Origin of the sequence: Streptomyces griseicoloratus (assembly GCF_014534645.1) — a bacterium.
In the GTDB taxonomy this organism is placed as follows: domain Bacteria; phylum Actinomycetota; class Actinomycetes; order Streptomycetales; family Streptomycetaceae; genus Streptomyces; species Streptomyces griseicoloratus.
In genome coordinates this window covers 96034-116899 of sequence record NZ_JACVQF010000224.1, presented here as the reverse complement: position 1 = coordinate 116899, position 20866 = coordinate 96034, and the positions used below count along the sequence as shown (strand labels likewise).

The window sequence follows — 20866 nt, the reverse complement described above, 5'->3', positions numbered from 1 at the left end:
CAGCCCCTCACTTCGCCTTGCTCGACAGCTGGTCCAGGATGCGCGGTCCGAGGTCGGTGACGTCGCCCGCGCCCATGGTGAGAACGAGATCGCCGGCCTTCGCCATTCCCGCGATCACCGCCGGGGCCTCCGCCTTGTCGTGGACCGGCGTGACGTCCGCGCCCGCGGCGCGGGCCGCCTCGATGATCAGGTCGCTGGTGACGCCGGGGATCGGGTCCTCGCGGGCGGGGTAGATGTCGAGGACGACCGAGGCGTCCGCCAGGGACAGGGCCTGGCCCATCTCCTTGCCCAGCTCCTGGGTGCGGGAGAACAGGTGCGGCTGGAAGACGACGAGGATGCGGGCGTCGCCGGCCGCCGCGCGCATCGCCTCCAGGTCGGCCGTCATCTCGGTGGGGTGGTGGGCGTAGGAGTCGATGACCTGGACGCCCGCCGCCTCGCCCTTGAGCTGGAGGCGTCGCTTGACGCCCGTGTAGGCCGCCAGCGCGGGGGCCAGTTCCGCGGCCGGGACGCCGAGGGCCGCGCCCGCCGCGAGGGCGGCCACCGCGTTGTGGGCGTAGTGGCGGCCGGGGACGGAGACCGTGAAGGTGAGCTCGGCGCCGTCCAGCAGGACCGTCACCTCGCTCTTCAGGCCCTGCGGGACCACCGACAGGATCCGTACGTCGGCGTCCTCGGCCTCCCCGTACGTCACCGTCCGCACCGACCCGGCCAGCCGCCGCGTCAGCTCCCGGGCGCCCTCGTGGTCGGCGGCGATCACCAGCGTGCCGCCGGGGACGATCTTGTCGGCGAACGTCTCGAAGGACTCGTAGATCTCGTCCATGGAGGCGTAGTTGGCGTGGTGGTCGAGCTCGACGTTGAGGACGATGGCGACCTCGGGCGCGTACTTGTGGAAGCTGCGGTCGCTCTCGTCCGCCTCGGCGACGAAGATCTCGCCGTCGCCGTGCAGGGCGTTGGAGCCGGGCGCGTCGAGGTCGCCGCCGATCGCGTACGACGGGTTCAGGCCCAGCTCGGACAGGGAGACCGCCAGCATGGAGGTGGTGGTGGTCTTGCCGTGGGTGCCGGCCACCGCGATCGGGCGCAGGCCGTCCATCAGGGCGGCGAGGGCGTCGGAGCGGTGGACGACGGGGATGCCCAGCTCGGCTGCGCGCGCCAGCTCCGGGTTGTCCTTGCGGATCGCCGACGACACGACCACGCAGCTCGCGTCGTCGGCGAGGTGCTCCGCCGCGTGCCCGATGTGCACGGTGACGCCCAGCGAGCGCAGCGCCTCGGCGGTCGCGGACTCCTTGGCGTCGCTGCCGGCCACCGCGGCGCCGCGCTGCGCGAGGATCTTCGCGATGCCCGACATCCCGGCGCCGCCGATGCCGATGAAGTGCGGTCGGTCCATGGCGGTAGGAAGGCCGGGTGCCATGCGCTGTTCTCCCCAGTGGTGCGACGGTGACGGGTGGTGCGTCGGCAGCGGGTGCCGACGGCCGGGTAGGACGGTCCGCGCCCCCGGCGCGGGAGCGCTGGCCTAGGGCCCGCCTGACACATACCCGTCGTCCGCCCGGAGGGCGGGCTTCGCGGCGTCTGGCGCGTGCGATCGCAAGGCGCCGGGGACGCCCTCGTGGCGGAGCCACGTGGGCGTTTCGGCAACGCGGCGAGCGTGCGTGCCAGGCGTCGCGAAGCAGACGGGTATGTGTCAGGCGGGCCCTAGCCTATGCCTTGCTGTGGGAGAACAGCTTCAGGACCGGTACGCCGACCTTGTGCCGGGCCCGTGAGGCCCAGTCCCGGTGGAAGAACTCCTCCACGTAGTGCGGGTCGGTCAGGACGATCACCTCGTCGGCCCCGGTCTCCACGACCAGGGATTTCAGTTCGTCCAGCGGGTGTTCCTCGACCAGCCGCCCCTCGGCCCGGGCGCCGGCCGCGCGCAGGGCCGTGAGGGACACCTCCAGGGCCCGCTGGCCGACGGTCAGCGCCTCCTCGCCCTCCGGTGTCTCGCCCTCGCGGACGGCCTCGTCGAGCTCGCCGAGGGCGACGTCGTCGATGGCCCGCAGCAGCCGGTCGGCCTGGTCGCCGCGCGGCTGGAGCAGCACGTGGAAGGCGACCGGCTCGTCGCCGTGCAAGGTGGTGACGAACTCCACGTCGGCGGACGTCAGGGCCTTCTCGATCATCAAAACGCTTGTGAACACCAGGCGCCCCTTCCTTCGAGGGCCCGTGGGCCCACCTTCCGCGGGGCCGCACCGGGCCCTGCGGAAACCATCCTGCCCCGTGATCGCACGGGTACTGCCGGTTTCAGTGTGCCCGGCGCGGACTAAACGGAACGAGGGATTCCGCCGATTCCCGGATGTGCGGTAACCGTCGAACCGATGTGCGGTCCAGTGCCCCGGCCCGGTTCAGTCACGCCGGTACCGGCTGAAGAGGAAACCTTCCTCCTCCAACAGGGACGCCAGCGCGAAACGCCTCGGAACCCCGACCGAGGGACCGCCGGCGATCCGCTGCGCGTCGCCCGCGGTGAGCATCGGGGAGACGGTCAGGCAGAGCTCGTCGAGCACGCCGGCCGCGACGAACTGCCCCAGCAGGCGCGGCCCGCCCTCGGTCAGCAGCCGGGTGTGGCCCAGCTCGGCGAGCGCGCGGACGGCCCGGGCGGGGTCCACGCCGACGCCGTCGCCGGCGACCACCACCCGGGCGCCGGCCCGCTCGGCGGCCGCGATCCGGTCCGGGGCCGCCGCGGCGCCGGTCAGGATCAGGGTCGGGACCAGCGGCGAGGTGAACAGCGGCAGGGAGAAGTCCAGCTCCAGGCTCGCGCTGACCACGGCGATCACCGGCGCGGGGCCCTGCCCGGACGCCTGCCGCAGCTCCGCGAACTCGGCACGCGCGCGTGCCGGACGGTACCCCTCCTGCCGCACCGTCTCGGCGCCGGCGATCACCACGTCCGCCAGCGCCCGCAGCGTGCCGAAGATCCGCATGTCGGCCGCGCTGGAGATGGGCTGCGAACGGCCGTCGTGCTGGGCGGCGCCGTCGAGCGTGGAGACCATGTTGGCCCGCAGCCAGACCCCCGGCCGCCCGTCCCGCTCGCCGGGCTCGGGGTAGGCGTAGGCGGCGGCCAGCTCGGCGAGGCTCCACTCCCGGTCGGTCCCGCCGGAGTCCCGCTCTGCTGTCTGATCGGTCACAGGGAACAGGCGTCGCATGCCGTGCAGTGTTCCACGCCCCCCACCCCCGAACCCCGCCACCCACCCCCTCGTGACCACGGAAGAGCCACCCAATCGCCCCACCGCAACCACGGTCAGTCACACCACCGAACCCACGGGGCAGTCACGCTGCCGCAACCACGGGCAACCCCGCCGCCGCAACCGCGGGCAGTCGCGCCGCCGCAACCACGGGCAGTCGTGCCTCCCCCAGTGCCTGAACGGCCTGGGAGGTACCCCCAGGGGCGGCACGGGTGGGCGCTGGGGGTACCCCCTCTGGGGGAGGCACCCCGTCGGCGCCGGGCCGCGCCACCCACCCGCCCTCAGCCACGACGCCGGGCAACCGACGAACGCAGGACCCCACGCCGTCACGGCGGCCCGCACCGGCGCCGGGCACCGGACACACCTCGCCACCACGCCCCCACCCCCCGCCGCGCAGCGGAAGGGCACCCGTCCCGCAGGCCCTACCATGGACAACCGTGTCGTCCTCCTCCCCCGCCCCCGGTTCCACCGCCCCCGGCTCCGCCCCGATAGCCGGGACGGCCCCGCTGTCCCTGTGCGCGCGCGAGCCGCACGTCCCCGCGGACCGCCTGGTCGCCGAGATGGTGCCGCCGCCGCGCTTCGACTCCGTCCGCTTCGGCACGTACATCCCGGACCCGAACCAGCCCAGCCAGAGCGAGGCCGTGCGGGTCCTGGAGGGCTTCGCGGCCGGACTGGACGGGGCCCCCGCCACCGGCGGCAAGCGCGGTTTCCTCGGCTTCGGGCGGAGCAAGGCCCCGAAGACCCCCGCCGGCCCCCGCGGCGTCTACCTCGACGGCGGCTACGGCGTCGGCAAGACCCACCTGCTGGCCTCCCTGTGGCACGCGACCCCCGCCGAGCCGTCCCGCAAGGCGTTCGGCACCTTCGTGGAGCTGACCAACCTGGTCGGCGCCCTCGGTTTCCAGCAGACCGTCCAGACCCTGTCCGGGCACCGGCTGCTGTGCATCGACGAGTTCGAGCTGGACGACCCCGGCGACACCGTCCTCGTCTCCACCCTGCTCGGCAAGCTCGTGGAGGCGGGCGTCGCCCTCGCCGCCACCTCCAACACGCTGCCGGGCAAGCTCGGCGAGGGCCGCTTCGCGGCGGCCGACTTCCTGCGCGAGATCCAGGGCCTGTCCGCCCACTTCCGCACCCTGCGCATCGACGGCGAGGACTACCGCCACCGCGGCCTGCCCGAGGCGCCGGCACCGTACTCGGACGACGAGGTGACGCGGGCCGCGCACGCCACCGACGGCGCCTCCCTGGACGACTTCCCGGCGCTCCTCGACCACCTCGCCCGCGTCCACCCCAGCCGTTACGGCGCGCTGACCGACGGCATCGCGGCCGTGTGCCTCACCGGCGTCCGCCCGGTGCCGGACCAGTCGACGGCGCTCCGGCTCGTCGTCCTCGCGGACCGGCTCTACGACCGCGAGGTGCCCGTCCTGGCCTCCGGACTGCCCTTCGACCGGCTGTTCAGCGAGGAGATGCTGAAGGGCGGGTACCGCAAGAAGTACTTCCGGGCCATCTCCCGGCTCACCGCGCTGGCCCGCGACGCGGCGCGCCTCGTCGACAATCGCTGACAAACGGGCCCGATCGCGCCAACCGACCCTCCATTTTCAGGCTCTCTTCGACTCGTAACGCCTGGTTAACCCTGCAAACGGGTCTGCCGGGTTACCTTGCTTCTTGACCAAGCATTGACCAAACGTTGGTGCGCGCTAGAGATGCACCAGAGGCGTGAAGCACCTGGAGGGGGGCGCATGTTCGGAGGCACGACGACCCGGACCCTGGTTTCGTTATTCGCCGCCGTTCTGCTCGCCCTCCAGTTCCTCACCTCTTCCGGATCTTTCGCATCCGCGCACACGAGCCGTGATGCCACGGCCAAGGCCGTCCTGCCCGGAGCCGACCCTTCCGGACCGGCCCTCCGCGGTGAAACCGTCACCTGCCACGACGCCGGGGCCCCCAAGAACCCGAACGGCCCCCTGCGTACCCGCGACCGGCACCGCGCCGCCGCCCCCTCCGCGCCCGACACCCCCGAGCGCCCGCTCGCGCGCCGGCACGCCGAGGCCCCGCCCGAACGGGCCCTGCCCGGCGGCGCGCACCGGCACCCGTCGAGACCGTCGACGGCACACTCCCCGGCGGCACTTCAGGTCTTCCGCTGCTGATCCGCACAGCAGTCCCCCCACCCGTTCCTGCCCGTCCGACGCGCCCCCACAGCGCGCCAGGAGGAATCACCACATCATGCAACCCCTCATCGACAACGCCCGCACGTTCGGACAGCGCCCTGAGGAGTTCGCCGGGCTCGCCGAAGGCCAGTCGCCCGAAGTCCTGTTCATCACCTGCTCCGACTCCCGGGTCGTCCCGGCCCTGATCACGGGCGCCCGGCCCGGCGAGCTCTTCGAGCTGCGCACCGCGGGCAACATCGTCCCGCCGTACGCCGCCGAGCGCCCCACCGGCGAGGCGGCCACCATCGAGTACGCCGTGCAGGTGCTCGGCGTCTCGGACATCGTGGTCTGCGGCCACTCCCACTGCGGTGCCGTCGGCGCGCTGGTGCGCGGCGACGACCTGACCGCCGTACCCGCCGTGCGCGAGTGGCTGGCGCACGCCGCGGACGAACCGAAGCCGTGCGACCCCGCCGACCCGACGGTCGCCGAGGCCGTGCAGCACCACGTCCTCGCCCAGTTGCTGCGCCTGCGGTCCTACCCGTGCGTCGAGCGGCGGCTGGCCGACGGCCGGATCCGGCTGCACGGCTGGTACTACGGGGTCCACACAGGGGCCGTGCGCCAGTACCGCGCGCAGACCGACGCCTTCGAGGCCCTGTGAGCCGCGCCATGACCTCCATATCGCAGCAAACGCGGAAGTTTCCTCATCTGAGGCAGGACTTCACCGCCTCGCTCGTCGTGTTCCTGGTCGCACTCCCGCTGTGCGTGGGCGTCGCCGTCGCCTCCGGTGTCCCCGCGGAGCTGGGCCTGGTCACCGGCATCGTGGGCGGCCTCGTCACCGGCATGCTGCCGGGCAGCAGCCTGCAGGTGTCCGGGCCCGCGGCCGGACTGACCGTGCTGGTCTTCGGCGCGGTCGAGGAGTACGGGCTGCCCGCCCTCGGCGTGATCGTGCTGGCCGCCGGGCTGCTCCAGCTCGGCATGGGCGCCCTGCGGCTGGGGCGCTGGTTCCGGGCGATCTCCCTGTCGGTCGTCGAGGGCATGCTGGCCGGCATCGGCCTCGTGCTCATCGCCGGTCAGCTGTACGCGGCGGCCGGACTGGAGGCACCCTCCTCCGGCCTCGACAAGATCCTCGGGCTGCCCGGTGCCGTCGTCGACGCGCTGGGCAGCACCGAGGCCCTGACCTCGCTGGCGGTCGGCGCGGGCACGATCGCGGTGATGGTGCTGTGGAAGCGGCTGCCGAAGCGGGCGCAGGCCGTGCCCGGGGCGCTCGCCGCGGTCGTCCTGGCCACGCTGTTCACCCTGGCGTTCGGCCTGTCGGTCGCGACCGTCGAGGTCAACGGCCTGCTGGACTCGGTCCAGCCGCCCGGCTCCGAGGCCTTCGGCGGGCTGGCGGACGTCGGCATGCTCGGCACGATCCTCGCCTTCACCCTGATCGCCTCGGCCGAGAGCCTGTTCAGCGCCGCCGCCGTGGACCGGCTGCACAACGGTCCGCGCACCGAGTACGACAAGGAGCTCATGGCACAGGGCGCGGGCAACACGGTGTGCGGTCTGCTCGGCGCCCTGCCGATGACCGCGGTCATCGTGCGCAGCTCCGCCAATGTCGGCGCCGGGGCGCGCACCAAGGCGTCCCGGGTCCTGCACGGCGTGTGGCTGCTGCTGTTCGCCGCGCTGCTGCCGTCCGCGCTGGCGCTGATCCCGCTGCCCGCGCTGGCCGGCATCCTGCTCCACGCGGGCTGGAAGCTGATCCCGTTCCGCGGCATCGTCTCGCTGTGGCGCGCGCACCGGGGCGAGGCCGTGATCCTGGTGGTCACGGCCGTGTCGATCGTCGCCGTCAACATGTTCGAGGGCGTGCTGATCGGTCTGGCGCTGTCCGTCGTCAAGACCGCCTGGGAGGCGTCGCACCTCCGGCTGGAGGTCGTCGACAAGGGCGCCGGTCCCGTCCAGGCGTACCTGTCGGGCAACGCCACCTTCCTGCGGCTGCCGAGGATCCTGGAGAGCCTGGAGGCGCTTCCGCAGGACCGCCCGGTCGAGCTGGACCTGTCCGGGCTGCACCACCTGGACCACGCCTGCCGTACGGCGCTGGAGAACTGGGCCGAGCGGCACAGCGCGAGCGGCACGGACCCCGTGAAGGTGACCGAGCCCGCGAGGACGGCGGTGTAGCCCCCTCGAACGGGTGATCCGCCGTGCGCGGACGGTCCGCCCGTACCCGGCGCCCGGTTCCGGCATGGCCCCGGACCGGGCGCCGGGCATATTGTGATACAAGGACGCGAAACGGACCTCTGGGCGAGGAGGTCGTCATGCTCGACGAGCTGCTGACCGCGGTCGCCGCCGCCGGAAGCGCGGGCTTGCTCTACGTCGTCTCGGCGGCGCGGGTCGTGAAGCAGTACGAGCGCGGGGTGGTCCTCCGGCTCGGACGGCTCGCGGGCGAGGTGCGCCAGCCCGGTTTCACGATGATCATCCCGTTCGTGGACCGGCTGCACAAGGTGAACATCCAGATCGTCACGCTGCCGGTGCCCGCACAGGAGGGCATCACGCGGGACAACGTGACCGTGCGGGTCGACGCCGTCGTGTACTTCAAGGTGGTCGACGCGGCCAACGCGCTCATCCGGGTCGAGGACTACCGCTTCGCCGTCTCCCAGATGGCCCAGACGTCCCTGCGCTCGATCATCGGCAAGAGCGATCTGGACGACCTGCTGTCGAACCGGGAGAAGCTCAACCAGGGCCTGGAGCTGATGATCGACAGCCCGGCGGTCGGCTGGGGCGTGCAGGTCGACCGGGTCGAGATCAAGGACGTGTCCCTGCCGGAGACGATGAAGCGCTCCATGGCCCGGCAGGCCGAGGCCGACCGGGAGCGGCGGGCCCGGGTCATCAACGCCGATGCCGAGCTGCAGGCGTCGAAGAAGCTCGCGGAGGCGGCCGGGCAGATGTCCGAGCAGCCGGCCGCGCTGCAACTGCGGCTTCTCCAGACGGTCGTCGCGGTCGCCGCCGAGAAGAACTCCACGCTGGTGCTGCCCTTCCCGGTGGAGCTGCTGCGGTTCCTGGAAAAGGCGCAGCAGACGGCGCCCGAGCACGCCGTCGAGCGGCCGGCCGGCATGTGACGCGTGTAGCACGCGTGGTTCCCGAGGCCCGTACCAGGTGATAAACACATCGGGGTCACCGTCCCTGTCCGCCAGCAGGAAGGTCGCCCCATGCCCGAGAACACGCCCGGGACCCTGTCCGACAGCAGCTCCGCCGACGGCGGTGCGACACGGCGTCAGGTGCTCGCCCGCACCGGCGCCCTGGGTGTCTCGATCGCCTTCGCCGGAAGCCTCTCCGAACTCTTCGCGGGCACGGCCGCCGCGCAGCCCCTGGGCCACAGCGGCTACGGTCCGCTGGTCCCCGACCCCGACGGACTGCTCGACCTGCCCGCGGGCTTCCGCTACCGGGTCCTGTCCCGCGAGGGCGACCGGCTGCGCTCCGGCGAGGGCCCGGTCCCGTCCAACCACGACGGCATGTCGGCCTTCCCGGGCCGGCACGGCCGGGTCCACCTCGTCCGCAACCACGAGAACCGCGCGAGCGGCAGAGTCCCCGTGCCCACGGTGGAGGGCCTGACCTACGACCCGGCCGGCAAGGGCGGCTGTACGGCCCTGACGCTGGACTCGCGCAACCGCGTCCTGGACGAGCGGGTCGCGATCGCCGGTACGGCCGTCAACTGCGCGGGCGGCCCCACCCCCTGGCACACCTGGCTGACCTGCGAGGAGACCGAGGACAAGGCCGGCACCAGCGGCTACACCAAGGACCACGGCTTCATCTTCGAGGTCGACCCGGCCGACCCGCACCGCACCGGCGCGGTGCCGCTGACCGCGATGGGCCGCTTCCAGCACGAGGCGATCGCCGTGGACCCGCGGCGGGGCGTCGTGTACGAGACCGAGGACGCGTTCGAGCGGCCGTTCGGCCTCTTCTACCGGTTCCTGCCCGAGAAGCCGCTCGGCGGCACCGGCTCCCTGCGGGCGGGCGGGCGGCTGCAGGCGATGCGCGTGCCCGGCGTGCCCGACCTGTCCTCGATCCAGGAGACCGGCGCCTCCTTCGGCGGCGTCGAGTGGGTGGACGTACCCGACCCGCTGGCGGCCGGTACGCCCATCCGCCACCAGGACTTCGGGCGCGGGGGCATCACGCACGCGCAGAAGCTGGAGGGCTGCTACTGGGGCGGCCGCAGCGTGTACTTCGTGTCGTCCTTCGCCCGCAGCGCGGAGGGCTCGGCGGGCGACCACTACGGCCAGATCTGGCGCTACGACCCGGACGGGCGCCGCCTGACCCTGGTGATCGTCTTCGGCCCGGACACCGACGTCCGGCTCCCCGGCGAGTCGCCGGACAACATCTGTCTGGCGCCCAGCGGCGGCCTCATGGTCTGCGAGGACGGCGACGGCGCCCAGCACGTCTACGGCGTGACCCGGCGCGGCGAGGTCTACGCGATGGCCCGCGGCCGGCAGAACATCGGCACCGCCGAGGAACCGGAGTGGGGCGAGTTCGCGGGGGTCACCTTCTCGCCCGACGGCGACACCATGTACGTCAACTGCTACACGCCGGGGACGACCTTCGCGGTGACCGGCCCCTGGCGCCGGTAGCGCGCCGCACCCCGCCCGGTCACTGAAGCCGTCCGGGCGGGGTACTCGGGGCCGCATGACGGAGAAACAGCACGTCAGCGGCTCGTACTGGCTCCAGACGGCACCGGGCGGCGCCGACCGCCCGGTGCTGGAGGACGACCTCGCTGTCGACGTGGCCGTGATCGGCGCCGGGGTGGCCGGGCTGAGCACGGCCTGGGAGCTGGCGCGGGCGGGGCGGAGCGTGGCGGTGCTGGAGGCCGGACGGGTCGCCGCCGGCGTCACCGGCCACACCACCGCCAAGGTGACCGCCCTGCACACGCTGATCTACGACAAGCTGCGCCGGACACGGGGCGCCGAGGGCGCCCGGCTGTACGCCCGTTCGCAGAGCGAGGCGATCGAGCACGCCGCCGGGATCGTGGCCGAGCTGGGCGTCGACTGCGACTGGGAAACCCGCAGCGCCTACACCTACGTCGTGGACCCGGGCCGCGCGGACGAGCTGCGGGCGGAGGCGGCCGCGGCCAAGGAGGCGGGACTGCCGGCGTCGTTCGTCACGGAGACCGGGCTGCCGTTCCCCGTCGCGGGAGCGGTCCGGGTCACGGGACAGGCGCAGTTCCATCCGCGCAAGTACCTGCTGGCCCTCGCCGAGGACCTGGAGGCGCGCGGCGGGCGGATCTTCGAGCACACCACCGTCCAGGGACTGCACGAGGGCACGCCCTGCCGTGTGTCGGCCGGGACGGGGGCGACGGTGACCGCCCGGGACGTGGTGGTCGCCACCCACTACCCGGTCTTCGACCGGGCCCTGCTGTTCGCCCGGCTCTCCCCGCGCCGGGAACTGGTCGTCGCCGGGCGCATCGAAGGCGAGCGCGACCCGGACGGCATGTACATCACGCCGGACGAGGGCACCCGCTCGGTCCGTACGGCACCCCTGGACGGTGACTCCGGCGACCGGCTGCTCATCGTCACCGGGGAGCACTTCACCCCCGGCACCGGTGACGCCCGGGAGCGCTTCGACCGGCTGTCCGCCTGGGCGGGCGAGCACTTCCCCGGCGTCGACCTCACCTACGCCTGGGCCACGCAGGACATCGACCCGACCGACACCGTGCCGATGGTGGGCCCGATGCACCCGGGTGCGCGGCACACCTACGTCGCCTCCGGGTTCGGCGGCTGGGGCATGAGCGGCGGCATGATGGCGGGCCGGCTGCTCGCCGCGCAGATCACCGGCGAGGAGTGCGCGTGGAGCGGGCTGTACGACCCGCGCCGGCTGCTGACGGCGGTGCGCGAGGCGCCGGCGTTCCTGAAGACGCAGGCGGAGGTCGCCCGGCACTTCGTCGGCGACCGGCTCAGGCCCACGCCGCCCGTGGACGCCCTGCCGCCCGGCGAGGGCGCCGTCGTCCGGGTCGGCGGTGAGCGGCTCGCGGTCTACCGGGACGACGCCGGGGCCCTGCACGCCGTCTCGGCGCGCTGCACCCACCTGGGCTGCCTGGTCGGCTTCAACGCCGCCGAACGCGCCTGGGAGTGCCCGTGCCACGGCTCCCGGTTCGGCACGGACGGGCACGTCGTCCAGGGGCCGGCCACGAAGCCGCTGGAGCAGCGCGACATCTGACCCGGGAGGGTGACTCCCCGGGCACGTCACCACACATGGTCATACGTACCGAACCACCGGCTCATACGTTCGTCCGGTGATCCCTCATGTCCGACGTGTGACCGCCCTGTGTGCCCTGACCGCCGCCCTCGCCGCCTGCGGCAGCACCCGTACGGCCCAGGCGCCGCGCCCGGCCCCCTCGGCCACTTCCGCCGCCCCCTCCCCCGCCCCGCCCCGGGCGCCCACGGTCGCGCCCGGCCCGGGAGGTCTCACCCCCGTCTTCGCCCACGGTCCGCGCACCCGGGGCAAGACCGTCGCCCTCACCTTCGACGCCGACATGACCGCCGACCAGGGGCCGCGGGCGGCGGCGGGCGAGCGGTTCGACAATCCGCCGCTCATCGCGACGCTGCGGCGGCTGAGGGTGCCGGCCACGGTGTTCATGACGGGCCGGTGGGCCGAGGAGTACCCGGACCAGGCCCGCTCCATCGGCCGCGACCCCGGCTTCGAGGTCGCGAACCACTCCTACAGCCACTACGCGTTCACCGACGACTGCTACGGCCTGCCGACCGTGCCGCGGGAACGGATGCGGTCGGACGTGGAGCGGGCGTACGCCGCGTTCCGCAAGGCCGGGGTCCCCGATCCGAAGCCGTACTTCCGCTTCCCCGGCGGCTGTTACGACCGCGCCGCCCTCAGGGAGCTGGCCGCGGCCGGCGTCACCGCCGTGCAGTGGGACGTGGTGAGCGGGGACGCGTTCGCGACCGACGCGGACGCCGTCGCCCGGCAGGTGCTGGAGGGCGTACGGCCGGGATCGGTCGTCGTCCTGCACTGCACCCGCAGCGCGGCCCCGGTGACCGAGCGGGCGGTACGGACGATCGTGCCCGGGCTGCGCCGCGAGGGCTTCCGCTTCGTGAAGGTCTCCGAGCTGATCGGCGCGGCGAACGGGCAGCGCTGAACGGGCCTGCGACCGGCCTAGGCTGGAGACATGAGCGACGACGACCAGGGCCCGAACGACTACTGCCTGATCGACGCGGCCAGGCCGCCCAAGGCCGACGGCCCGCCGTACGCGGAGTGCGTGCTGTGCCGGGAGCCGACCGAGTACCCGGAGTCGTACAAGGGGATCACCCTCTGCCCGCCCTGCGAGTGGCAGGAGGCCCAGCGCACGTCGTGCTCAGGCTGATCTGCGGGCGGTGAGCGCACAGGTCACTGCGGTCACGGCGGCGGTGACCAGGACCGCGGCGGCCAGCGGCAGGAGGGGGAGCGGCACGGTGCCCGACCGTGAGCCGGTGACCAGTGCGGTGACCGCCGCGTGCGCCGGGGACCCCGTCGCCACCAGGGCGAGCAGGGCGGCGAGCAGCAGCGCGGGGACGGCACGGCCGGGCGAGCGCAGCACCGGCCAGGAGGTGAGCGCGCCCACGGCGGTGCCCAGCAGGGCGCACACCAGCACGGCGAGCAGCCCGGAGCCGCCCGCCTGGAGCGAGGGCACCCGGGTGCCGTGCCCGGAACTCACCGGGTCGCTGATCAGCGTGACGACGACGGTCGCCGCCCCGCCCAGCGCGGTCGCCGCCCCCAGCCCCACCAGCACGGACGCCAGATGCGCCCGCGCGGGCCCGCCGGCCGCGGACACGCAGGCGCGGGCCGCGGGCGGCTCGCCCGTGACGCAGATCCGCACCAGCCAGGCCGCGACCGGCAGCAGCACGGCGGCGGCCCAGCCCAGCGAGTCGAGCACCGGCTGCCCTCCCTGTACGCCGACGGCCAGGGCGGCGGCGTACACGACGAGCGGCGGCACCCAGCGCTGGGAGCGGAGCAGCAGGGCGGTCTGGTAACGCAGCAGGGCGGTCACCGGCGGTCCTCCGGGCCGTGCGGTTCCTCGGTCGCCACGCTCACCACGTGCCAGGGCGGCCGGGCCGTCAGCAGCGTGCGCAGCAGGACGTCGGAGTGGGAGGCGGGGACGGTGAGCAGGTGGGTGCCCGGCGCGGTCTCCTCGGCCAGGGCGGCGATCCGGTGCGCGTCGGCGGGCAGCCGGCCGCCCGGCGGGCCCTGCACCCGGACGGTCACCCGCGGTCCGGCCGGTGCCGTCGCCGGGCGCTCTCGCCGGTGCAGGGTGCCGTCGCGCACGGTGTACGTCGCGTCGGGGGCGCCCGCCAGGCGGCCCGGGTCGTGGTCGACGAAGACGACGGCACCGCCCGCCGCCGTCCGCTCGGCCACCGCCCGCTCCAGTTCGGCCCGGGCACCGGCGTCCAGGCCGGTCCATGCCTCGTCGAGCACCAGCAGCTCCGGTTCGCCGAGCAGGGCCTGGGCCACCGCCACCTTCTGGCTGCTGCCCTTGGACAGCCGGGCCATCGGCGTCCGCGCGTACCCGGCGGCCCCCAGCCGCTCCAGCCACTGCCCGGCCGCACCGGCCGCCTGCCGGCGGGACAGACCGTGCACCGTGCCGAGCCGGATGAGATACGCGAGGGCGGTGAAGGGCAGCGCGGACGGAAACCTCTCGGGCACGTACGCGGTGCGCGGCCGCCCGGTGACGCGTCCCTCGGTGGGCGCGTCGATCCCGGCGATCAGGCGCAGCAGGGTCGACTTGCCGGTGCCGTTGGCTCCCTCGACGCGGACCAGGGTGCCGGGCGCGACGGCCAGGTCGACGCCGCGCAGCACCCAGGGGCCGCGCAGGCTGTGGCGGCGGCCCACGTTGTCCAGACGCAGCTCGCGTTGCATGGGGCCATCCTCTCCTCCCCGCACCCCGGAGCGGGTCCGGTACTCCGGAGCGAGTCCGGTCGCGACATGGCCGGCTGGCACACTGGACGCCGTGAGCCAGGATCCGACACCCGTGACCGACAGTCCCTTCCGCGCCGAGCCCGGCGACCGCGACCTCGCCCCGCAGTTCGTCCTGCCGCTGGTCGTACGCATCGAGCGGGCCGCGCCGCCGGCCCGTACGGACGCCCTGGAGACCGCGGCCCGTGCCGTGCTGGTAATGCTCGCCGACGCCCGCTCGGCCGGCGACGGCGAGTGGGCGCAGGCCATGCGGGACTGGCAGGACGCCCGCATCCGCAAGGTCGTGCGCCGGGCGCGGGGCGCCGAATGGCGGCGGGCCGAGGCGCTGCCCGGCATCACGGTCACCGGCAAGACGGCGGAGGTACGGGTCTTCCCGCCCGTCCCGCTGGACGGCTGGCCCAAGGACCTGGCCCGCCTTCAGGTCTCCGGCACCGAACTCGACGACCCCGAGCCCCCGGTGGCCGCCGGCCCGGCCGCACCGGTGCTGTGGATGAACCCCGGCCTCGGCATGTCGGCCGGCAAGGCCATGGCACAGGCCGGCCACGGAGCCCAGCTCGCCTGGTGGGAACTGGACGACGAGGAGCGGACCGCCTGGCGCGATGCGGGCTTCCCCCTCGCGGTACGCACCCCGGACCCCGCCCACTGGGCCCGCCTCACCACGAGCGGCCTGCCGACGGTCCGCGACGCCGGCTTCACCGAGATCGCCCCGGGCTCGTGCACGGTGGTGGCGGACCACCCGGCATTGCGGTAGGCGTACGACGAAGTCCGGCGGCAACCTCAGATCTTGCTCTGAACATGCCCTCCCCGGGATTCGCCTCCCGCCGTGCGGGCCATACCCCCGTCGAGCGTGCGGAGCCGGCGCGGAAGAGGGGGACGGACCATGGAGCGGGTGGGGACGGGCATCGGGTGGCGGCCGGAGATCGCCGGCGTCGTCGAGCGCATGCCGGGAATCGACTGGGTCGAGGTCGTGGCCGAGAACGTCTGCCCCGGGCATCTTCCCGACTCGCTGCTGCGGCTGCGCGGCCGCGGCGTGACCGTCGTGCCGCACGGCGTCTCGCTGGGGCTCGGTGGTGCCGAGCGGCCCGACCCGGCGCGGCTCGCGGCGCTCGCCGAGCGGGCTCAGGTACTGGGTTCGCCGCTGGTCACCGAGCACATCGCGTTCGTCCGGGCGGGCGGGCCCATGACCGCCTCCCCGCGACTGGAGGCGGGGCACCTGCTGCCCGTGCCGCGCACCCGGGACGCGCTCGACGTGCTGTGCGAGAACGTCCGCATCGCGCAGGACGCGCTGCCCGTGCCGCTCGCCGTCGAGAACATCGCCGCGCTGTTCTCCTGGCCCGGCGAGGAGATGACGGAGGGTCAGTTCCTGTACGAGCTGGCCGACCGCACCGGGGTCCGGCTGCTGATCGACGTGGCGAACCTGTACACCAACCACGTCAACCGCGGTGAGGATCCGGGCCTGGCGCTCGCCGAACTGCCCCTGGAGGCCATCGCCTACGTCCATGTCGCGGGCGGCTTCGAGCGGGACGGCGTCTGGCACGACAGCCACGCCCACCCCGTGCCGCAGCCGGTCCTCGACATCCTGACCGACCTCGCCTCGCGCGTGGCGCCGCCGGGCGTGCTCCTGGAGCGGGACGAGAACTTCCCCGGGCCGGCGGAGCTGACGGGCGAGGTGGAGGCGATCCGCACCGCCGTGGAGAAGGGGCGGGCCTCGGGCCGGGCGCCCGCCGGCTCCGCCCGGCCGTCCCCGCGGGCCGCGGAGCCGTCCGCCGGGACCGAGCCGGCGCGCCGGGGGCTCGCCCTCGCGCAGACCGCGCTGCTGTCCGCGCTGGTCGCCGGTACGCCCGTGCCCGAAGGGTTCGACCGGATGCGGCTGAAGGTGCAGGCGCGGGCGCTCGCCGGGAAGCGGGCGGACGTGGTGGCCAAGGTCGCACCCGAGCTGCCGGAGATCCTCGGCGCGGCCTACCGCCCCGCCTATCTCGCCTACGCCCAGGGGCATCCGATGACCGGCGGCTACCGGCGGGACGCGCTGGACTTCGCCGAGCAGCTGTGGCGGGCCGGGCGGCCGGAGGACGCCCGGGCGCGGCGGGAGCTGCGGGAGTGGTGGCTGGAGCGCTCGGGACCGGTGCCGCGCTCGCAGCGGCCGGCGGTGCGGCTGGCGCGTGCGACCAGGCGGGCGCTGCTGCGGCGGTGAGCCGCCCGGCCGCCCATATCAAACGGAACGTCACATACCCACAACACTGCGTCCCGGAATGTGAACAGGGCATGGCGCCGGCGAAAGCCCTTGGCATAGAAAAACGGCATGTTCTGGGTCCTTCTCCTGCTGCCGGCCTGGATCGTCGCCGCCACCGCCTGCACACGGCTGTGCCTGGCGGCCGTGCGTGACGCGGCCGTCGACAGTCGCGGTGCCGGCCGCGGACACGATCTGACGCTGTACGAGGCGGCGTTCCTGTCCGGCGGGCCGCGGCGGGTCGCCGACCTGACGCTCGTGTCGATGGCCCGGCAGCGACGTCTGCTGCTCGCCCACACCGGCTGGGCGACCGTGGTCGACCCGCGCGGGCGGGACGACATGGAGCGCTCCGTGATAGGTGCCATCGGGCCGGAGGGACAGTCCCGGATAGCCCCCGTACGGGCCGCCGCTGCCGCCGCGGACGCGGTGCGGGGCCTGGCCGACCGGCTCGTCAGCGCGGGTCTCGCCGTACCGGACGGTGCCCGCTCGGTCGCGGCCGGGGTCCGGCGGGTGCGGTTCGCCGCCGTGGCCGTGTGCGTGCTGGGCGCGGTGGCCCTGGCGCTGCCCGTTCCGACGGACGTGCCGCGGCACCTGGTCGCCCTGTGGTTCGCGCTGCCCCTCGCGCTGACCCTGAGCTGCCTCGCCATCGCGCGGATGGAGGTGCACCCGTACTCGCGCTGGGCCTCCCCGGCCGGGCAGCGGCTGCTCGCCGGCCTCGCCCGGCAGTCCGGCGGCACCGTCGACGACCGTACGTATCTGACGTCCGTCGCCGTCCTGGGCGTCCACGCGGTCGGCGAACCGGACCTGCGCGCGGCCTTCGCCCACCGCGAGGAGCACCTGGAGGAGTACCGGGAGCGGTGAGGGCAGGCGGGGCGCACCTGCGCGGGGGCCCGCCTCACGGCGCGGGACGCGTACCGCGCCCCGCGCCCGAGGCCGTGGCCCGGCGGGATCCCGGGCCGGCCGCCGGTCAGGCCAGTCCGGCCACCAGCTCGGCGATGTCCTTGCGACGGCCCGTGAAGAACGGGACCTCCTCGCGGACGTGCATGCGGGCCTCGGAGCCGCGCAGGTGCCGCATGAGGTCGACGATGCGGTACAGCTCGTCGGCCTCGAAGGCGAGGATCCACTCGTAGTCGCCCAGCGAGAACGAGGCGACGGTGTTGGCGCGCACGTCCGGGTAGCCGCGGGCCATCTTGCCGTGGTCGGCGAGCATGCGGCGGCGGTCCTCGTCGGGCAGCAGGTACCAGTCGTAGGAGCGCACGAAGGGGTAGACGCTGACGTAGTTCCGGGGCGTCTCGTCGGCCAGGAAGGCCGGGATGTGCGAGCGGTTGAACTCGGCGGGGCGGTGCAGCGCCATGTTCGACCAGACGGGCTCCAGCGCGCGGCCGAGCTTCGTGCGGCGGAAGAGGTTGTACGCCTCCTGGAGCTGGTCGGCGGTCTCGGCGTGCCACCAGATCATGAGGTCGGCGTCCGCGCGCAGACCGGACACGTCGTAGGTGCCGCGGATCTTCACGTCCTTGGCGGCGAGCTGGTCGAACAGCTCCTGGACCTCGTCGGCGTAGCCCGCCCGGTCCTCGGGCAGCACGTCCTTGAGCTTGAAGACGGACCAGAGGGTGTAGCGGATGACCTCGTTGAGGTCCTTGGCCAGCTTGCCCTTGTTGGGGATCCGCTCGGCGGCGGGGGTGGAGGCGTCGTCACTCATGGCCCTATTCTCCCGCTCCGCCGTGCAGGCTCTGCACCGGGTGGGCGGTGAGCTCCTCCACACCCCGCAGGTCGCCGTGGATCTGGTCCACCGCCGCGTAGGCGCTCGCGATGCTCGCCGGGATGCCGACGCCGTCGTACGCCGCCCCGCACACGGCCAGGCCCGGCAGCTCGGCGACGTGCGCACGGATGCGGGCCACGCGCGCGTGGTGGCCGACGGGGTACTGGGGCAGGCCGTCCTGCCAGCGGGTGACGCGGGTGGCGACCGGTGCGGCGTCCAGGCCCGTGGCCTCCTTCAGGTCGTGCCGGGAGACGGCCACGAGGCCGGCGTCGTCGCGGCCGAGGATCTCCGTCTCGCCGTACCGCCCGACGGAGGTGCGCAGGACGACCAGGTCCGGGTCCTCGTCGGCGATCCAGCCCCACTTGCGGGAGGCGAACGTGGACGCCTTGATGGTGCGCCCGTCGACCGGGGGCACGAGGAAGCCGCTGCCCTCGGGGAGCGCGGCGGCCTCGGAGCGGCGGTAGGCGAGGGTGATCAGGGCCATGGAGGCGTACTCCACGGCGGCCAGCTCGGCCGCGGCGGCGGGGGCCTCCGCCCGGAGCAGGCCGGCGGCCGCGGGCGCCGGTACGGCCACGACCACCGCGTCCGCGTGCAGGACCCGGTCGCCGGCGACGACCCGCCAGCCCACCGGTGCCGTGCGGCGCAGCTCCGTCACCGGCGCCCCGGTGACGATCTCGCCGCCCCGGGCGCGGACCGACTCCGCGACCGCGAGGGGGAGGGTGCCGATGCCGCCCTCGATGCCCATGAACACCGGCCCCTGCTGCGGGGCGGCGGCCGTCCGGCCCTGGATGCCGCGCACCGCCTCGGTCAGGGAGGTGTGGGTCCGGGCGGCCTCGAAGAGCTGGGGCACGGCCGACCGCATCGAGATGCGGTACGCGTCGCCCGCGTACACGCCGCCCAGCAGCGGTTCGACGAGGCGGTCGACGACCTCGCGGCCCACGCGCGCCGCCACGTACTCACCGACGGCCACGTCGTCGCCGACCTCCGTGCGCGGCAGCTCGGCGTCGCGCCCGATGCGGGCGAGGCCCTCCTCGGAGAGGATGCCGGTCAGGGCGGACGCGGTGCCGGGGACACCCATGACGTGGCCCTTGGGCATGGGGCGCAGGGTGCCGCGGGTCCACAGGGAGGCCGTCGCGGTGGCCGGCGGCTGGAGACGGCCGTCGAGGCCCACCTCGCGGGCGAGGCCCACGGCCTCGGGGCGGCGGGCCAGCATCGACTCGGCGCCCAGGTCGACGCGCACGCCGGCGATCTCGCCGGGCAGCAGCTTGCCGCCGACGCGGTCGGAGGCCTCCAGCACGGTCACCCGCGCGCCGCGCCCGAGCAGCCGGTGGGCGGCGGCCAGTCCGGCGATCCCGGCCCCGATGACGACGACATGCCCCGTGCCCGCACGGGTCTCGCTTGCGCACATGTCCCCAGCCTCTCAGACCCCGCCGGCGGCGCTTCCCGCAGGCCCGGTGTCCCGTGCGAGTCCGGACCGTGACCTCTTCGGGACCGTTCCCGGCAAACGTCCGGGCCCGCCCCGGCGTCGTAGGAGCATCAGTCGTCACCGACCCCGGGGGGCAAGCCCACATGCGCGTACCACGTTCACCACGTTCACCACGCCCGTCCCGCCGACGCTCCGCACGGCACGTCCCGGCCGCCCTGAGCGGGCTCCTGCTGGCCGCGTCCCTCGCCCTGGCCGGGTGCAGCGGCGCGGACAGCGGCTCCGACTCCGGCGGCGGCGCCGCCAAGGAGGCCGCCGCGCCGCAGGCCGACGACCGGGCGGGTGCGGCCGGCGGCGGGGCGGCCGAGGGCTCGAAGGCCACCGCGCCGCCCAAGGTGGCGCCGAGCCACATCATCCGCACCGCGTCGCTGTCCGTGCAGGTCGAGGACGTCCCGAAGGCCCTGGACGCGGCCCGCACCACGACCGAGAACGCCGGCGGCTACATCGGCGACGAGAACACCAGCCGGGACGAGGAGGGCCACGAGCACACCCGGGTCGTGCTGCGAGTGCCCGTCGGGAAGTACGACGAGGTCCTCGACGACCTGGAGGGCGCCGGCAAGCTCCTGGAGCGCGACGCCAAGGCCGAGGACGTCACCGACCAGGTCGTCGACGTGGAGAGCCGCATCAAGTCGCAGCGCGCCAGCGTGGCCCGCGTCCGCGAGCTGATGGACCGGGCGACGAAGCTCAGCGACGTGGTGACGCTGGAGGGCGAGCTGAGCTCCCGCCAGGCCGAGCTGGAGGCGCTGCTCGCCCAGCAGGAGTCGCTGAAGGACCGTACGAGCCTCGCGACGATCACCCTGTCGCTGTCGGAGACCCCGCTGGAGCCCGCGGAGAAGGACGACGACCCCGGGTTCACGGACGCGCTGGCGGGCGGCTGGGACGCGTTCGTGACGATGCTGCGCTGGCTGGCGGTGGCACTGGGCGCGGTGCTGCCGTTCGCCGTGGTGGCGGCGCTGCTGGTGCTGCTGTGGCTGCGGGTGGTACGGCCCCGGCTGCCGCGCCGCCCGGCCGCCGAGCCCATGACGACGGCACTGGGCCCGCTGCCGACGGCCCGGCGGGCGCCGGAGCCCGCGCCCGGCGAGGACCCGGCCGGTGAGCGGGACTGAAACGCCCCGTGCCCGTAGCGTGTTC

General features: G+C 74.3%; 20 protein-coding genes. 13 read left to right on the top strand and 7 right to left on the bottom strand.

Annotated elements, in window-relative coordinates; translation table 11 throughout:
- Positions 1–7: 7 nt before the first annotated feature.
- The 3 genes from murC to H0H10_RS32285 form a co-directional block, all read right to left on the bottom strand.
- Entirely contained in the window at positions 8–1405 is a 1398-nt protein-coding gene (gene murC, locus H0H10_RS32295; RefSeq protein ID WP_188184716.1) for a UDP-N-acetylmuramate--L-alanine ligase, read from the bottom strand.
- 286 nt (positions 1406–1691) lie between these two features.
- Positions 1692–2165, bottom strand: coding sequence for an indole-3-glycerol phosphate synthase (locus H0H10_RS32290; protein WP_188184715.1), 474 nt, complete (start codon positions 2163–2165; stop codon positions 1692–1694).
- A 204-nt stretch (positions 2166–2369) separates the two neighbouring features.
- The gene (locus H0H10_RS32285; protein WP_188184714.1) at positions 2370–3164 is read right to left on the bottom strand and encodes a pyrimidine reductase family protein; all 795 of its coding nucleotides are present in this window, start codon (positions 3162–3164) and stop codon (positions 2370–2372) included.
- Between the two features lie 476 nt (positions 3165–3640).
- On the opposite strand from H0H10_RS32285, the gene zapE reads away from it, so the two are divergent.
- From zapE to H0H10_RS32240, 9 genes are all read left to right on the top strand, one after another.
- The gene (zapE, locus tag H0H10_RS32280) at positions 3641–4759 is read left to right on the top strand and encodes a cell division protein ZapE (protein WP_188184713.1); all 1119 of its coding nucleotides are present in this window, start codon (positions 3641–3643) and stop codon (positions 4757–4759) included.
- 177 nt (positions 4760–4936) lie between these two features.
- A complete protein-coding gene (locus tag H0H10_RS32275; protein WP_188184712.1) occupies positions 4937–5341 on the top strand; it encodes a hypothetical protein in 405 nt (134 codons plus the stop codon).
- Positions 5342–5417: 76 nt separating this feature from the next.
- Positions 5418–5999 (top strand): carbonic anhydrase, encoded by a 582-nt coding sequence (locus H0H10_RS32270; protein WP_188184711.1) that lies wholly within the window; start codon positions 5418–5420, stop codon positions 5997–5999.
- 8 nt (positions 6000–6007) lie between these two features.
- On the top strand, positions 6008–7498 hold the full coding sequence (locus tag H0H10_RS32265) for a SulP family inorganic anion transporter (protein WP_188184710.1): 1491 nt from the start codon (positions 6008–6010) through the stop codon (positions 7496–7498).
- Positions 7499–7635: 137 nt separating this feature from the next.
- Positions 7636–8436: a slipin family protein gene (locus tag H0H10_RS32260; protein WP_188184709.1), complete on the top strand. Its 801-nt coding sequence runs from the start codon at positions 7636–7638 to the stop codon at positions 8434–8436.
- Between the two features lie 90 nt (positions 8437–8526).
- On the top strand, positions 8527–9942 hold the full coding sequence (locus H0H10_RS32255; protein WP_188184708.1) for a PhoX family protein: 1416 nt from the start codon (positions 8527–8529) through the stop codon (positions 9940–9942).
- A gap of 55 nt (positions 9943–9997) precedes the next feature.
- A complete protein-coding gene (locus H0H10_RS32250; RefSeq protein ID WP_188184707.1) occupies positions 9998–11524 on the top strand; it encodes an FAD-dependent oxidoreductase in 1527 nt (508 codons plus the stop codon).
- A 76-nt stretch (positions 11525–11600) separates the two neighbouring features.
- A complete protein-coding gene (locus tag H0H10_RS32245) occupies positions 11601–12455 on the top strand; it encodes a polysaccharide deacetylase family protein (RefSeq protein WP_188184706.1) in 855 nt (284 codons plus the stop codon).
- A gap of 30 nt (positions 12456–12485) precedes the next feature.
- Positions 12486–12680, top strand: a complete 195-nt coding sequence (locus H0H10_RS32240) for a hypothetical protein (protein ID WP_188184705.1) — start codon at positions 12486–12488, stop codon at positions 12678–12680.
- On the opposite strand, the gene H0H10_RS32235 is transcribed toward H0H10_RS32240, so the two are convergent.
- Together H0H10_RS32235 and H0H10_RS32230 are read right to left on the bottom strand one after the other, a co-directional pair.
- Positions 12672–13343, bottom strand: coding sequence for an ABC transporter (locus H0H10_RS32235; RefSeq protein ID WP_188184704.1), 672 nt, complete (start codon positions 13341–13343; stop codon positions 12672–12674). The two genes, H0H10_RS32240 and H0H10_RS32235, sit on opposite strands and share 9 nt — an antisense overlap.
- Complete coding sequence (locus tag H0H10_RS32230; RefSeq protein ID WP_188184703.1) at positions 13340–14209, bottom strand: ABC transporter ATP-binding protein; 870 nt, start codon at positions 14207–14209, stop codon at positions 13340–13342. Before H0H10_RS32230 ends, H0H10_RS32235 begins: the two co-directional genes overlap by 4 nt.
- 91 nt (positions 14210–14300) lie before the next feature.
- Here H0H10_RS32230 and H0H10_RS32225 point away from each other — a divergent pair, with 91 nt between their 5' ends.
- The 3 genes from H0H10_RS32225 (at position 14301) to H0H10_RS32215 (ending at position 17354) form a co-directional block, all read left to right on the top strand.
- Positions 14301–15017, top strand: coding sequence for an aminoacyl-tRNA hydrolase (locus tag H0H10_RS32225; RefSeq protein WP_309141941.1), 717 nt, complete (start codon positions 14301–14303; stop codon positions 15015–15017).
- A gap of 129 nt (positions 15018–15146) precedes the next feature.
- Entirely contained in the window at positions 15147–16457 is a 1311-nt protein-coding gene (locus H0H10_RS32220) for an MbnB/TglH/ChrH family RiPP precursor modification enzyme (RefSeq protein WP_188184701.1), read from the top strand.
- A 108-nt stretch (positions 16458–16565) separates the two neighbouring features.
- Complete coding sequence (locus H0H10_RS32215) at positions 16566–17354, top strand: TIGR04222 domain-containing membrane protein (RefSeq protein ID WP_188184700.1); 789 nt, start codon at positions 16566–16568, stop codon at positions 17352–17354.
- A gap of 106 nt (positions 17355–17460) precedes the next feature.
- On the opposite strand, the gene hemQ is transcribed toward H0H10_RS32215, so the two are convergent.
- The gene (gene hemQ, locus H0H10_RS32210; RefSeq protein ID WP_188184699.1) at positions 17461–18192 is read right to left on the bottom strand and encodes a hydrogen peroxide-dependent heme synthase; all 732 of its coding nucleotides are present in this window, start codon (positions 18190–18192) and stop codon (positions 17461–17463) included.
- A gap of 4 nt (positions 18193–18196) precedes the next feature.
- Positions 18197–19660, bottom strand: a complete 1464-nt coding sequence (hemG, locus tag H0H10_RS32205; protein ID WP_188184698.1) for a protoporphyrinogen oxidase — start codon at positions 19658–19660, stop codon at positions 18197–18199.
- 161 nt (positions 19661–19821) lie between these two features.
- Between hemG and H0H10_RS32200 the strand changes: the two genes are divergently transcribed.
- Positions 19822–20841, top strand: a complete 1020-nt coding sequence (locus tag H0H10_RS32200; protein ID WP_188184697.1) for a DUF4349 domain-containing protein — start codon at positions 19822–19824, stop codon at positions 20839–20841.
- Positions 20842–20866: the final 25 nt, after the last annotated feature.